Below are 13,234 nucleotides of genomic sequence, written 5' to 3'. Positions count from 1 at the left end.
GTTTATCAGCCACCCTTCCGTAGAGGTCACGGAAAGGTCTCGTCCAGAGTGCTGACTGCACCTCTTACCTGTGGCTAACATCACGCAGACGCGGCGATGTTGCCGCGGCATTACGCGGAGGTGCGACGTGCTGCCAGGACGGGGACGAGACGGCCGTGTCACCAGGCGTGCGCGCATCCTGGGCACCCGCACCGTATGGACGCCCATGGGCGACGGCGAGTTCTTCTGCCCGGGCTGCGGCGGTGACCGCAACTACCAGCGGCTGACCGGGCAGCGCCGCTTCACCGTCCTCGGCGTGCCGGTCGTGCCGCGCGGCGAGACCGGCCCGGTCGTCGAGTGCGCGGCCTGCCGCCGCCACTTCGGCACCGACGTCCTCGACCACCCCACCACCGTGCGCTTCTCGGCGATGCTCCGCGACGCCGTCCACACGGTCGCCCTCGCGGTCCTGTCCGCGGGCGGCACCTGCGCCCGGACGGCCCTGGAGGCGGCGGCGGGCGCGGTGCGCGCGGCCGGCTTCGCCGACTGCACGGAGGAACAGCTCGCGGCCCTCGTCGAGGCCCTCGCCGCCGACACCGGCCGCAGCTACGGCGAGCCGTACGGCGCCGGCCTCGCCATAGAGCTCCACGAGGCCCTCGACCCGCTCGCCCCGCACCTCGCTCCGGTAGGACGAGAATCGATCCTGCTGCAGGGCGCCCGCATCGCCCTGGCGGACGGCCCGTACACCCCGTCCGAGCGAGAGGTCCTCGCGACGGTGGGCGCGGCCCTGACCATCTGCGCGGACGACGTGACCCGGCTCCTGGTGGCGGCCCGCACCCCCTCTTGACACCCCCTCCTGACACCCCCCGGCTCCCCCCGGATACTCCCTGGGGAGTAACGCGGCCGTCCGGCCACCCCCGGCAGTACCCCCGAACTCGCCCTCGGGCGCGACGTACCGGCCCCTTCCCGCCGGGAGTCTGGAGAACGTATCCAGACAGCCGTGCCGAAGGGAGGGCCCGTCTCATGGGGGCCGCAGATGTCATGGGGGCCGGGAAGCGGAGGAGCGTCCGCAGGGCTGTGCCCTGGTTGATGCTCGCGCTGTGGGTGGGCGTGCTCGCGCTCGCCTCGCCGTTCGCCGCCAAACTCGCCGACGTACAGCACGACCGGGTCACCGACTACCTGCCGGCGAGCGCCGACTCGACCCGGGTCGCGAAGCTCCAGGAGCAGCTGCCCGGCGGCGAGAGCACCGAACTCGTCCTCGTCTACCACCGCGACGGCGGACTCACCGCCGCCGACCGCACGACGGCCCGCGAGCAGGTCGCGCAGATCGCCGGGGACCACGCGCTGACCGGGACCCCCGAGGGCGTCCCGTCCGCCGACGGCGCCACGCTGATGTACCCGGTCGCCACCAACGAGCCCGGCACGGACGAGGCCAAGCGGGACGCCCTCGTCGACGACGTCCGCCGAGTCGCCCACAGCGACGGCGGGTTGACGGTCGAGGTGGGCGGGACCGGCGCACTGGCCACCGACGCGAGCAAGGTGTACGAGTCGCTCGGCGGGCCGCTGCTCTACACCACCGTCGGCGTCGTCGCGCTCCTGCTGATCGTCATCTACCGCAGCCCGGTGCTGTGGCTCGTGCCGCTCGTCGTGGCCGCGATCGCCGACTTCCTGTCCATGGGCGTCGCCTACGGCCTCAACCAGGCCTTCGGAACGACCGTCTCCGGGCAGAGCTCGGGCATCATGACCATCCTCGTCTTCGGCGCCGGCACGGACTACGCCCTGCTGCTGGTCTCCCGGTACCGGGAGGAGCTGCGGCGCGTGGAGCGGCCGCACGACGCGATGGCGGCCGCGCTGCGCGGCTGCGGGCCCGCCGTGCTCGCCTCCTCCGGGACCGTCGCCGCCGGACTGCTGTGCCTGCTCGCCGCCGACCTCAACTCCAACCGGGGGATGGGCCCGCTCGGCACCGTCGGCGTGCTGTGCGCGCTGCTCGCCATGCTGACGCTGCTGCCCGCGCTCCTGGTGCTGCTGGGCCGCCGGGTGTTCTGGCCGCTGGTGCCCGCCTACGGCTCCGTGCCCAAGGTGCGCCGGTCGCTGTTCTCCGCGATGGGCACGTCGGCCGGACGGCGCCCGCGGACCGTCCTCGCGGCGGGCGCCGTCCTGCTCGGGGCGCTCGCGCTGGGCGCGCTGAACCTGCCCGGCGCGGTCAAACAGCAGGACTCCTTCGTCGACCGGCCCGAGTCGGTCACCGCGATGCGGACCCTCGCGACGGCCTTCCCGGAGCAGTCCGCCCAGCCCATCGAGGTCATGACCCCGGCCGGCCGGGCCGACGCCACGCTCGCCGCGATCCGGGACACGGACGGCGTCGCCGACGCCCGCGCGGGCCGCACCGGCGGGGGGTGGACGGAGATCGCGGTGACCGCCGCCGCACCTCCGCAGTCGGCGGCCGAGACGGCGACCATCGAGAACCTGCGGGACCGGCTGACCGGCTCCTACGTCGGCGGGCCCAGCGCCCAGCAGATCGACCTGGTCGACGCCAACGCCCGCGACCGGCTCGTCGTCGTGCCGATCGTCCTCGTCTCCGTCCTGCTGATCCTGATCGTGCTGCTGCGCTCGCTGGTCGCGCCGCTGATGCTGGTCGCCGCCGTGGTCGCGGTGTGGGGCGCGGCGCTCGGCCTCGGCGGGCTGCTGTTCGGGCCGGTGTTCGGCTTCGAGGGCACGGATCCGGGGCTCGGACTGCTCTCCTTCGTGTTCCTGGTCGCCCTCGGCGTCGACTACGGCATCTTCCTGATGCACCGGATGCGGGAGGAGTCGATGCGCGGCGCCGAGCCCGCGGCCGCCGCGCTGAGCGCGCTGCGCACGACCGGCGGGGTCATCGCCTCGGCCGGCCTCGTCCTCGCCGCGACCTTCGCCGTGCTGACGAACATGGGGCTCGTGCAACTCGTCGAGCTGGGCTTCGTGATCGCGGTGGGCGTGCTGCTGGACACGTTCCTCGTCCGGACCTACCTGGTCACCAGCGCGAGCGTGGCGCTGGGCCGGCGGGTGTGGTGGCCGGGCAAGCTGTCCCGGGCGCCGGAACCCGAACCGGCCGACCATGAGCGGCAGTTCGCGTGAGCACACGGGCGCCCCTCCCTCCCGGAGAGGCGCCCGTGTGCCGCAGGATGGTCCCGTGCAGGCAACCACGACAACGGCGCGGCACCGCCGGGGCGAGCGGATCATGGCGGTGGTCCACCGCGACCCCTGCACCGCCCCGCACCGCACCCGCAACGACGCGCTGCTGGCCGCGGCGACGGCCGCCCTCGCCGCCGCCCTCGCCCTCGTCGGCAGCGACGGGCTGCGGCCCGACGCGCTCGGCTGGACGCTGCTCCTCACCGCGCACGTGCCACTCGCCCGGCGCCGCCACCGCCCGCTGGCGGTGCTGCTCGCGGTGGTGGCCTGCGTCGTCCCGTACCACGCCCTCGACAACGACCACGCCGCGCCCGTCCCCGCGACCATGGTGGCGCTCTACACGGTCGCGGCGAGCGGCACGGCCCGCCGCACGCTGCTCACCGGCGCCACCGTCCTGAGCCTGACGCTGATCATCAACGGCCTCATCAAGCCCGACGGGGTGCTGGAGGTGCTGCGGATCTCCGGCTGGGTCGTCGCCGTCCTCTTCTGCGGGATGAGCGCCCGCTACTACCGGCAGTACCTCGCCGCCATCGTCGAGCGCGCCGAGCGCGCCGAACGCACCCGGGAGGAGGAGGCCCGCCGCCGGGTCGCCGAGGAACGCCTGCGCATCGCCCGTGACCTGCACGATCTGCTCGCCCACACCATCACCCTGATCGGCGTGCAGACCTCTGTCGCCGCCCATGTCCTGGCCGCGGACCCCGACCGGCTCGACCGCGCGGCCGTCGCCAAGGCCCTGGACGACATCGCCGGCACCTGCCGCAACGCGCGCGGCGAGCTCCGTACGACGCTGGAGGTGCTGCGCGAGAACGACGCCCCCGACGCGCGGGGGCCGCTGCCCGGCCTGCACGGTCTGCCCGACCTCGCCGAGACGGCCCGCGCGGCGGGCGCCGAGGTCGAGCTCTCGGTGGGGGCCGGGGAGGTGCCGCCCGCGGTGGGCGCGGCCGCCTACCGGATCGTGCAGGAGGCGCTGACCAACGCGGTGCGGCACGGCGGACGGGAGGACCTCGCCGTCGGTGTGCGGGTGCACGAGGAGCAGGGCGCCCTGCGGGTGACGGTGACCGACGACGGGGCGGGGGCCGGCGCGGGCCCGCCCGGGTTCGGACTCGTCGGGATGCGCGAACGGGCGCGCAGTGTGGGCGGCACACTGGAGGCCGGGCCGAGGGACGACGAGAGGAAGGGCTACGAGGTGCGTGCCGTACTGCCGACGGAGGCCGTCCGATGAGCGTCCCACGGAACGACCGGAACGACCCGGTGACCGATGCGCGTCCGATCCGGGTGCTGCTCGCCGACGACCAGACGCTGGTCCGGGCCGCGTTCGCGATGCTCGTCGAGTCGGCGTCGGACACGGCGGTGGTCGGACAGGCCGGCACCGGCCGGGAGGCGGTCGCCCTGGCCCGCGACACCCGCCCCGACCTGATCGTGATGGACATCCGCATGCCCGATCTGGACGGCATCGAGGCGACCCGGCTGATCGCCGCCGACGAGGAGCTGGCCGGGGTCCGCGTCCTCGTCCTGACCACCTACGACACCGACGAGAACATCGTCGAGGCGCTGCGCGCGGGCGCCTCCGGCTTTCTGGTGAAGGACACCCGGCCCGCCGACCTCCTGGACGCCATCCGCACGGTCGCCGCCGGTGAGGCGCTGCTGTCGCCCGGACCGACGGCCCGGCTGATCGCCCGTTTCCTGCGCAGCCCTTCCGGGCCGCCCGTCGCGGGCGGCCCGGAAGGGCTCTCCGAACGGGAGCGCGAGGTGCTCGCCCTGGTCGCGCGGGGCCTGACCAACACCGAGATCGCCGAGGCGCTGGGCCTCAGCCCGCTCACCGCGAAGACCCACGTCAGCCGGATCATGGGCAAGCTGGGCGCCCGGGACCGGGCCCAACTGGTCATCGTGGCCTACGAGTCGGGGCTGGTCGCCCCGGGAAGGACGTGACGGGCCGTCCCGGCCGGCATTGCCGCAGGCCTTACGGCAGCGTCCGCTCGTACGTCTCGTCCGTGTCGGAGTCGTAGACCAGCCTGCCGGTCGCGTCGAAGCCCTTGATGTGCGGGGCGACGGTGACCTGCCGGTTCAGGATGCCGGCGGCGACGAACCAGCCGTGGTCGAGGGTCGCCGTCGCGCTGCCGTCGCCGTAGGAGACGGTCACCTTGGCCACCGACGGCTCCACCGTGCCGATGACCCCCCAGCGGAACGGCAGCTTCCAGTTGCCCTTGTCGAGGAACGACTGCTGGTACAGCTTGCCGCCGTTGATGTCGGAGACGACCAGGCCCGTCGGACCGGCGTCGGGCGAGCTGACATTGATGCCGGACGCCTCCCCGCCCTTGATGGTGCAGATCAGCCGGACGTCGGTCTTCTCCTTGACCGCGACGACGTAGATGCCGTCACCGGGGGAGTTGGTGTCGCCGGTGCTGCGCATCGCCAGGAGCATCCGGTAGTCCCCGGCGTCGCCCAGATAGTCCTTCTCCAGGCCGCCCGACGGCTTCGCGTCGTCGTAGGCCAGGCACTTCTCGAGCCCGTCCGCGGCCTGCTCGGCCGTCACCCCGTCCAGCAACTGCCCCCCGGAGGCCGTGTCGGCCCCGGCGGTCCCGGAGGCCTGCGCGGTCGGGGTGCGCGGGGCGCCGACCGACGGCCTGGGAGCCGCCGTGTCCGCGCCCCGCGCCCCGTTCCCCCCGGCCACGGCATACGCCCCCACCGGCACCGCGGCCAGCGTCGCCAGCACGGCTCCGGTCACCGCCACGCGCTGTCGCCGCTCGGCCAGTCCGCGTCGCCGGATGGCCGGATACGGCGCCGGCGAGGGCTGCACGGAGTGCGCGTCCTCGGCGAGCAACTCCCGCATCCGCTCCTCGAACCCGAAGTCCCTTTGATCGTCCACCCCGTTCACCGAAGGCCTCCCTGCCCCTGACTCTGAACCTGTGCACCGGCGCGACCTGCGGTCAGCCCCGGATACGAACGCAACTTCGCCAGCCCCTTCGAGGCCTGGCTCTTGACCGTGCCGGGCGAGCAGCCGAGCACCTCGGCCACCTCCGCCTCGGACAGGTCCTCCCAGTACCGGAGCACCACCACCGCCCGTTGTCTCGGCGGCAGTTGGGCCAGACCGGCCAGCAGGGAGCCGCGCTCCTCCACCCGCCCGGCGCCCTCGTCACGGCCCGCCCGCTCCGGCGGCGCCGCGGTCAGCGCCTCCCTGACCCGCCGCTTGCGGAACCGGTCGCTGTTGCAACTGACCAGCATCCGCCGGACGTACGCCTCCGGGTTGTCGCTGCGCGAGATCCGCCGCCACGACCGGTACGCCTTGGCCAGCGCGGTCTGCGTCAGATCCTCCGCGTGGTGGACGTCTCCCGTGAGCAGATAGGCGGTTCGCACGAGCCGGGACCACCGGGCTCTGACGAACTCCTGGAACCGCTCCTCTTGTTCCGCCTGCATCAAGCACCCCTCCTCGCCCTCCAGACCACCGGTCGGCCCGAATCGGTTGCCCGACGACCACGAGCACGTTCGAATGAGGCGATGGACGAGGCAACGGACGAGACCCCGGACGAGACGACGCACGCGGCGACGAACGAGGCGACGGACGCGGCGACGGCGAGCGACGCGTGGGCCTGGCGGCCGGGGCAACCCGGAGTGCTGGTACTGCCGTCCGGGCGGCTGATCCGCGGCCGCGGGCTGCGCCGCCCGCTGGACCCGACGGCGCCGACACCCGCGTACGGCGTGTACCTCCTCGGCAAGCGCCCCCAGCAGACCCCCTGGGAGTCCCGCTGGATCCACTGGCCCGACTTCCGCCTCCCCGCCGACCACCGGGCCGCCCGCGCGACCCTGATCGAAGCGTGGCGCAGGGCGGCCGACACGAGAGTCGAGATCGCCTGCGACGGCGGCCGCGGCCGCACCGGAACAGCCCTGGCCTGCCTGGCCATCCTGGACGGCGTCCCCCCACAGGAGGCGGTGGAGTTCGTCCGCCGGGGCTACGACCGGCGTGCGGTGGAGACGCCTTGGCAGCGCAGGTATGTGCGGCGGTTCGGCCCCGCCGAGGAGACGGAGGGCCGAAGTTAGACTGACGTCCTCTCATACATGGCGTACGAGTCCTGGGCGCAGGCCGCCGGAGCAGGCCCTGACGGGGAGGCGATGATGTCTGCATCAACAGTGGTGATCGGTGCCGGCGTGATCGGACTCACCACAGCGGTCCGTCTCGCGGAGGCGGGCCGGGACGTACGCGTCGACGCCGAACTGCTCCCCGGCGCCACGACCTCGGCGGCGGCAGGCGCCTCGTGGGATCCCTTCCTTGTCGAACCCGCCGATCTCGTGGAGCGCTGGAGCAAGGAAACCCTTCGGGTTCTGTCGGCGCTCAGCGCCGACGACGGAACCGGGGTTCGTCTCGTCGAGGGCACGCACCAGTCCCGTGTGCCGTGCGAGGTGCCGGCGTGGTCCGCATGGGTCGAAGCCGACCTGTGCGACCGGGGGGAGCTACGCCCGGGCTACGTCGAGGGATGGCGCTACCGTGCTCCCGTCGTCGACATGCCCAAGTACCTCGGATATCTCGTCGATCGATTGGGCAAGGCCGGCGGTCGGCTCCGGCAGCACCGCTACACCTCGATCGAAGAGGCGCTGACGGAGGCGCCCGTCATCGTGAACTGCACGGGAACCGGATCGAGAACCCTCGTCGACGATCCGTCCGTACAGGCTGTACGGGGGCAACTCGTCGTGGTCGGGAATCCTGGAATCGAGACCTTCTTCTGCGACGACACCCCCGAAGCCGAGGAACTCACCTATATCTACCCCCAGTCCGACGTGGTGATTCTGGGCGGTACCTCGGACTGGGACAACTGGGATGTCCGTTTTGACGCCGAGGCTGCCCTGGACATCGTCCGACGATGTGCGGCGGTCGAGCCTGCCCTCGTCGGCGCTCCGGTGGTCGGCCACCGCGTGGGGCTCAGGCCGGTCCGGCCACAGGTGCGACTGGAGGCGGAGAACCGCGAGGGCACGCTGCTCCTGCACAACTACGGTCATGGAGGCGCTGGGCTGACCCTGTCCTGGGGATGTGCACGAGAGGTCGCGGATCTGTTGAGCGCCGCCGAGGAACTCACTCCCTGATCTGCCACTGCCGGCGCCCCGCGGTTCCTGCCTCCGGACCGCGGCGGAAGAGATACAGCCAGGTTCGGGCAGCCAGGACACCGGCCAGAGTGGCCGTCCATGGCCAACTGGTGGTGTTCGTCGCGATGACAGCCGCACCGATGAGGGGCGAAGCCGCCGTGAGGACCATGAGGACGATCTCCGCCAGGCTTTTGCGGAACCGGTAGGCGATGGAGAACTCCGACTGTTCGTACCAGCCGATGCCCATGCTCAGGAGTGCGGCCAGGACCATTGTCGTCTTCGGATCGCCGCTGGCTTGTGCGTAGGTGACGGGGAGCGAGATGAGGAAGGGCAGCACACCCCCGTATTCGGAGAGTACATTGCCGTATTTCATGATCCGCCCGAATGTGTTCGAGTGGATCCTGGCCAGCTCTCCTGAGGCACTCGCGTAGATGATCAGGGACAACACCGTGCTGAAGGTCGCGCCGATGAGGAGAAGGCGCACATCGTCCGGGAAGCGTGTCGACGTGAAGGCGAAGCCCAGGAGGAAGGTGATGGCGGCGAGTATCGCCCCGGAGAACGCGATGCCGGCCGCCGCCTCGCCGGACTGGAGGGTCGAGGGGTCGTCCTGCTCGAAACGCATGATCTCCAGCGCCGGCTCGCCCCGCAGGGAGACCAACGAGGTCACGGCCTGATCCTGCGGTGCGAGTGACTCGATCAGTTGAGCCTGCGCCCGCAGGGGCACGAGGTACCGCGTGTCGGGGTCGATGTATTCGACGCGGCTCTTGTGCTGATAGTGAAGGCAGATGCCGTCGGCGTTCCGGCTGGTGCGCATGACGCGTGTGCCGATGAAGCCGTTCTTCAGCAGGAGGCCGGACATCGGGATGTCCGCCGCTTCGACCACGGCCGAGAACAACGGGACCGGCCCAGGAAGTTCCGAGATCCGCATCGACAGCTCCTCCAGGAGCCGCAGCGCCATGCCGCGCCTTCGCAGGTCGTTGCGCACGGCGATCACCGACAGCCGTACATGTCCGGAAGAAGGCCTCTCCGCGGCGGCGAGCCCGACGATTCGGCCGTCGGACTCGGCGACCCGGACCGTGCCTCCGGCGATCGATTCGGTCAGGAGGGTCGAGGACGGGACGTCAGCGGGGTCACATGCCTCGGCCAGCAGACGGGTGAGTTGTGGAAGGTCGTCCGCACGTGCGTTCCGAGTGGACCATGCGCTCATCCCGATCGGGCCCCCTCGGCCGCGCCCGTCGACGCAGACCTGCCGTCACCGTCCCACGTCCCCGAATGCACTGCTCCCCAAGCCGCGTTCGATGCTACAGAACGGAGTTGTGTCGGGCACCTGCCATGGACAGCCTGGCCGAAGCGCGCTGCCTGTCCAGCGCGGGGAGACCGCTTCCCGCGACCTCCCCACATGCTGCCGACCCGCTCGGTTCCCGAGCGCTCAGCCCAGCGTCTCCGCCAGCAGTGCCGCCGTTTCCACGATCAGATCGTGGTCGTAGGCGGCGTCCCGGTCCGGCTTGGTGAGTTGGACGGACAGGACGATCGGGGTGCCGTCCGGGGTCCAGGCGATGCCGGCGTCGTTGTCGGCGCCGTACCAGCCGCCGCCGGTCTTGTCGGCGAGCGTCCAGGTCGGGGGCAGGCCCTTGCGGAAGCGGTTGACGCTGGTGACAGTGCCGAGCATCCAGTCGGTCAGCCGGTCGCGGTCGGGGGCGTCCAGGACGTCTCCGAGGACCAGCCGGGCGTAGGTGCGGCCGATCGCGTACGGGCTGGTGGTGTCCGTGACGCGGTCCGGCTCGGCCGAGTTGAGGTCGGGTTCCCAGCGGTCGAGGCGGGTGACGCGGTCGCCGACGGAGCGGGCGAAGCGGGTGACCGCGGTGGGGCCGCCCAGCTCGCGCAGGAGCAGGTTGCCGGCCGTGTTGTCGCTGACCTGGATCGCGGCGGCGGACAACTCGGCGACCGTCATGCCGTCGGCCACGTGGGTCTCGGTGACCGGGGAGTTCGCCACCACCTCGTCGGCGGTGTAGTGGATCCGGCGGGCCAGTACCTCGCCGTCCCGGTCCAGGTCCCGCAGGACGGCCGCCACCGCGAGCGGCTTGAACAGCGAGCAGACCGGGAAGAGTTCGTCGGCGCGGTACCGGACGGAGCGGCGGGTGCGGACGTTGTACGCGAACACTCCCAGCCGGGCGCCGTGACCGGCTTCGAGGTCGCGCAGCCGGGCGGTGACGGGGTCGGCGGTCGCACGGGCGGAGGTGGCGGTCAGCAGCGTGGCTGCGGTGGCCGCGCCCGCGGTGAGGAGGGTGCGACGGGTGGTGTGGGAGGTGGGGGTGGTGTGGGAGGTGGGCGAGCCTAAGATCGTTCTCTCCGTCCGTCGGTGACTTCGGCGACCTCGGTAACTTCAGTCACTGGGGTCTCACTTGTCACGGACGTCTCGCCTTGCCGTCCGGTTGCGAGCAGCAGCGGTGTCGCCAGGAGGGCCACTCCCGCCACGGCGAGCGCGGTGCGCGGGCCGGTGAAGGAGGCCAGGACGCCCCACAGGGCCGTCAGTACGGCGGTGGTCGCCTTGGTGCCGACCGACCACGCCGACAGCGTGCGGGCCACCCGGTCCGTCGGCGTCAGCTCCAGGCGGGTCGTGGCGAGGACGGGGTTGAAGACGCCGATGCAGGTGATCAGGCCGAACTCCACGATCATCACCAGGGCCATGCCGCCCGCGCCCGGCCCCACGAAGGCCAGCCCGAGCGGCCAGCAGACGCGCAGTGTCCCGGAGGTCAGCAGCACGCGGCGCCGTCCGTACCGGGCGACCAGTGGAGGGGCCAGCCGCGAGCCGATCAGCCCGCCGGTGCAGGGCACGGCGAACGCGAGCGTGAACTGCCAGGGCGCGAGGTGCAGCGGCCCGAGCATCAGCACGGCCAGCAGGGGCGACCCGGCCATGATCAGCCCGTTCACGAGAGCCGTGTTGAGGAAGAGCGGACGGAGCGAACGGTGGGAGAGCAGGTGCCGCCAGCCGACCACCAGATCCCCGACGGTAAGCCGCCGCCCCCGGCCGCCCGGCCCCGGCCCCGGACCTGCCCCCGGACCCGGCCCTGACCCCGCCTTGCCGCCGCCGTCCGCCGGCTCCTCGGAGCCCACCCGCTCCACGAGACCGCCCCGCGGCGGACTCACCTTGCCGAGGTCGTCCGAAACCTTCCGGACCACCGGCTGCCGCTGCCGTACCGGCCAGGCAGGCACGTCGGGTCCGGCCGACCCTGCCGACTCTGCCGGGCCTGCCGGGCCTGCCGACTCTGCCGGGCCTGCCGACTCTGCCGACCCTGCCGGGCCCGCCGACCCTGCTGGGCCAGCCGGTTCCGGCTTGCGCCTGCTGTCGCCGTACGGCAGCTCCCGGTTCGCCGGCCGCGGTACCGTCCCAGCCGTCTTCGCGGTCCCCGCCGTCCCCGATGTCTTCGCCGGACCCGCCGGACCCGCCGGACCCGCCGGACCCGCCGGACCCGCCGGACCCGCCGGACCCGCCGTCTTCGGCGGACCCGCCGGATCCGGTTCCTGCGCGCGAACCGACCGTAGTCCCAGTGCCGACAGCAGGTAGCTCGCCGCGTCCGCCGCGATCATCGCGACCGGGCCGAGCAGGGCGATCGAGGCTCCGCCGAGTGCCGGGCCCAGCATGGTCGCCGTCCAGGTCGTGGACTCGAAGCGGCCGTTCGCCACCAGGAGGTCCTCCGGTGGGAGCAGGCTCTTCAGGAAGGCGCCGCTCGCCGCCGTGAACGAGATGTCGGCCGCCGCGACGACCATCGAGACCAGCAGGAGCTGTCCCAGCCCGAGTGCGCCGAGGGCATAGGCCGCGGGGACGCTCAGCATGGCCGCGCAGCGCACGAGGTCCGCGGTGATCATCACGGGCCGTTTGCGGCGGAACTCCACCCACGGTCCGAGCGGCACCGCCAGCACCGCGCCCACCGCAGGGCCCACCGCCGCCAGCGCCGCCACCTCGGACGGCCCGGCGTGCAGCTTCAGCACGGCGATCATCGGGAACGCGTTGAACGCGAGCCACGTCCCGAAGGAACTCACGGCGTACGCCGCCCACAACCACCCGAAGTCGCGCCCCAGCGCCCGCCGCACCACCCGGGGATCCTAGGACCTGTACGCGGAGGCGGGCACATGGTTCCGTCCGCGTAGGCGAGAATGGGGGGCATGAGCCTGTTCCGCCCCCGGCGGTTCGCTGGAGGTGTGCGATGAGTCTCTTTCGGGACGACGGCATCGTCCTGCGGACCCAGAAGCTCGGCGAAGCCGATCGCATCATCACGCTGCTGACGCGCGGGCACGGGCGGGTGCGGGCCGTGGCGCGGGGGGTGCGGCGGACGAAGTCCAAGTTCGGGGCGCGTCTCGAACCCTTCTCACACGTCGACGTGCAGTTCTTCGCGCGGGGCAGCAGCGAACTGGTCGGCCGCGGGCTGCCGCTGTGCACGCAGAGCGAGATCATCGCTCCGTACGGCGGCGGGATCGTGACCGACTACGCCCGCTACACCGCCGGGACGGCCATGCTGGAGACCGCCGAGCGGTTCACCGACCACGAGGGCGAGCCGGCCGTGCAGCAGTACCTGCTGCTGGTGGGGGCCCTGCGGACCCTGGCTCGCGGCGAGCACGCCCCGCATCTCGTCCTCGACGCGTTTCTCCTGCGGTCGCTGGCCGTCAACGGCTACGCCCCCAGCTTCGGCGACTGCGCCAAGTGCGGGATGCCGGGGCCCAACCGGTTCTTCTCCGTCGCCGCCGGCGGCTCCGTCTGCGTCGACTGCCGGGTGGCCGGCAGCGTCGTACCCTCGCCGCAGACCCTGGTCCTGCTGGGCGCGCTGCTCACGGGAGACTGGGAGACGGCCGACACGTGCGAGCCGCGGTACGTCCGGGAGGGCAGCGGGCTGGTGTCCGCCTATCTGCACTGGCACCTGGAGCGTGGACTGCGCTCACTTCGGTACGTGGAAAAGTAGAAGCAGAAGTAGAAGCAGAAGCAGAACCACAAGCAGACGTAGACGTAGATGTAGGGGAGACAGAG

General features: G+C 72.3%; 12 protein-coding genes. 7 read left to right on the top strand and 5 right to left on the bottom strand.

What is annotated here, in order from left to right:
* Positions 1-127 precede the first annotated feature (127 nt).
* The 4 genes from ABZ725_RS31190 (at position 128) to ABZ725_RS31175 (ending at position 5,070) form a co-directional block, all read left to right on the top strand.
* A complete protein-coding gene (locus tag ABZ725_RS31190) occupies positions 128-823 on the top strand; it encodes a TerB family tellurite resistance protein (protein ID WP_358805836.1) in 696 nt (231 codons plus the stop codon).
* A 194-nt stretch (positions 824-1,017) separates the two neighbouring features.
* The gene (locus ABZ725_RS31185) at positions 1,018-3,087 is read left to right on the top strand and encodes an MMPL family transporter (RefSeq protein ID WP_358805915.1); all 2,070 of its coding nucleotides are present in this window, start codon (positions 1,018-1,020) and stop codon (positions 3,085-3,087) included.
* Positions 3,088-3,142: 55 nt separating this feature from the next.
* Positions 3,143-4,363, top strand: coding sequence for a histidine kinase (locus tag ABZ725_RS31180; RefSeq protein WP_358805835.1), 1,221 nt, complete (start codon positions 3,143-3,145; stop codon positions 4,361-4,363).
* Complete coding sequence (locus tag ABZ725_RS31175) at positions 4,360-5,070, top strand: response regulator transcription factor (protein ID WP_358805834.1); 711 nt, start codon at positions 4,360-4,362, stop codon at positions 5,068-5,070. The genes ABZ725_RS31180 and ABZ725_RS31175 overlap by 4 nt, the downstream gene beginning before the upstream one ends.
* A 31-nt stretch (positions 5,071-5,101) precedes the next feature.
* On the opposite strand, the gene ABZ725_RS31170 is transcribed toward ABZ725_RS31175, so the two are convergent.
* Both ABZ725_RS31170 and ABZ725_RS31165 read right to left on the bottom strand, forming a co-directional pair.
* Positions 5,102-6,016 carry a hypothetical protein gene (locus tag ABZ725_RS31170; RefSeq protein WP_358805833.1) on the bottom strand — a complete coding sequence of 305 codons (915 nt, stop codon included), beginning with the start codon at positions 6,014-6,016 and terminating at the stop codon, positions 5,102-5,104.
* Positions 6,013-6,555, bottom strand: coding sequence for a SigE family RNA polymerase sigma factor (locus tag ABZ725_RS31165; protein ID WP_351917742.1), 543 nt, complete (start codon positions 6,553-6,555; stop codon positions 6,013-6,015). The genes ABZ725_RS31170 and ABZ725_RS31165 overlap by 4 nt, the downstream gene beginning before the upstream one ends.
* A gap of 81 nt (positions 6,556-6,636) precedes the next feature.
* Between ABZ725_RS31165 and ABZ725_RS31160 the strand changes: the two genes are divergently transcribed.
* Both ABZ725_RS31160 and ABZ725_RS31155 read left to right on the top strand, forming a co-directional pair.
* Positions 6,637-7,176 carry a protein-tyrosine phosphatase family protein gene (locus tag ABZ725_RS31160; protein ID WP_358805832.1) on the top strand — a complete coding sequence of 180 codons (540 nt, stop codon included), beginning with the start codon at positions 6,637-6,639 and terminating at the stop codon, positions 7,174-7,176.
* Positions 7,177-7,251: 75 nt separating this feature from the next.
* Positions 7,252-8,214 carry an FAD-dependent oxidoreductase gene (locus ABZ725_RS31155; protein WP_351917743.1) on the top strand — a complete coding sequence of 321 codons (963 nt, stop codon included), beginning with the start codon at positions 7,252-7,254 and terminating at the stop codon, positions 8,212-8,214.
* Here ABZ725_RS31155 and ABZ725_RS31150 read toward each other — a convergent pair.
* The 3 genes from ABZ725_RS31150 to ABZ725_RS31140 form a co-directional block, all read right to left on the bottom strand.
* Positions 8,204-9,421, bottom strand: coding sequence for an N-acetyltransferase (locus tag ABZ725_RS31150; RefSeq protein ID WP_358805831.1), 1,218 nt, complete (start codon positions 9,419-9,421; stop codon positions 8,204-8,206). The two genes, ABZ725_RS31155 and ABZ725_RS31150, sit on opposite strands and share 11 nt — an antisense overlap.
* Positions 9,422-9,643: 222 nt before the next feature.
* Positions 9,644-10,555 (bottom strand): class A beta-lactamase, encoded by a 912-nt coding sequence (gene bla / locus ABZ725_RS31145; RefSeq protein WP_358805914.1) that lies wholly within the window; start codon positions 10,553-10,555, stop codon positions 9,644-9,646.
* The gene (locus tag ABZ725_RS31140; RefSeq protein WP_358805830.1) at positions 10,549-12,309 is read right to left on the bottom strand and encodes an MFS transporter; all 1,761 of its coding nucleotides are present in this window, start codon (positions 12,307-12,309) and stop codon (positions 10,549-10,551) included. The genes bla and ABZ725_RS31140 overlap by 7 nt, the downstream gene beginning before the upstream one ends.
* A 110-nt stretch (positions 12,310-12,419) precedes the next feature.
* Between ABZ725_RS31140 and recO the strand changes: the two genes are divergently transcribed.
* Positions 12,420-13,169 (top strand): DNA repair protein RecO, encoded by a 750-nt coding sequence (gene recO, locus ABZ725_RS31135; RefSeq protein WP_351914985.1) that lies wholly within the window; start codon positions 12,420-12,422, stop codon positions 13,167-13,169.
* Positions 13,170-13,234 lie beyond the last annotated feature (65 nt).

This window comes from Streptomyces sp. NPDC006872 (assembly GCF_040635845.1).
Classification (GTDB): domain Bacteria; phylum Actinomycetota; class Actinomycetes; order Streptomycetales; family Streptomycetaceae; genus Streptomyces.
This window is presented reverse-complemented; position numbering and strand designations above follow the sequence as displayed.

Coding starts and splice junctions, on each gene's coding strand:
- ABZ725_RS31155 (WP_351917743.1), top strand. CDS start 7,252: ATGTCTGCATCAACAGTGGTGATCGGTGCCGGCGTGATCGGACTCACC.
- ABZ725_RS31175 (WP_358805834.1), top strand. CDS start 4,360: ATGAGCGTCCCACGGAACGACCGGAACGACCCGGTGACCGATGCGCGT.
- recO (WP_351914985.1), top strand. CDS start 12,420: ATGAGTCTCTTTCGGGACGACGGCATCGTCCTGCGGACCCAGAAGCTC.
- ABZ725_RS31185 (WP_358805915.1), top strand. CDS start 1,018: ATGGGGGCCGGGAAGCGGAGGAGCGTCCGCAGGGCTGTGCCCTGGTTG.
- ABZ725_RS31150 (WP_358805831.1), bottom strand. CDS start 9,421: ATGAGCGCATGGTCCACTCGGAACGCACGTGCGGACGACCTTCCACAA.
- ABZ725_RS31165 (WP_351917742.1), bottom strand. CDS start 6,555: ATGCAGGCGGAACAAGAGGAGCGGTTCCAGGAGTTCGTCAGAGCCCGG.
- ABZ725_RS31160 (WP_358805832.1), top strand. CDS start 6,637: ATGGACGAGGCAACGGACGAGACCCCGGACGAGACGACGCACGCGGCG.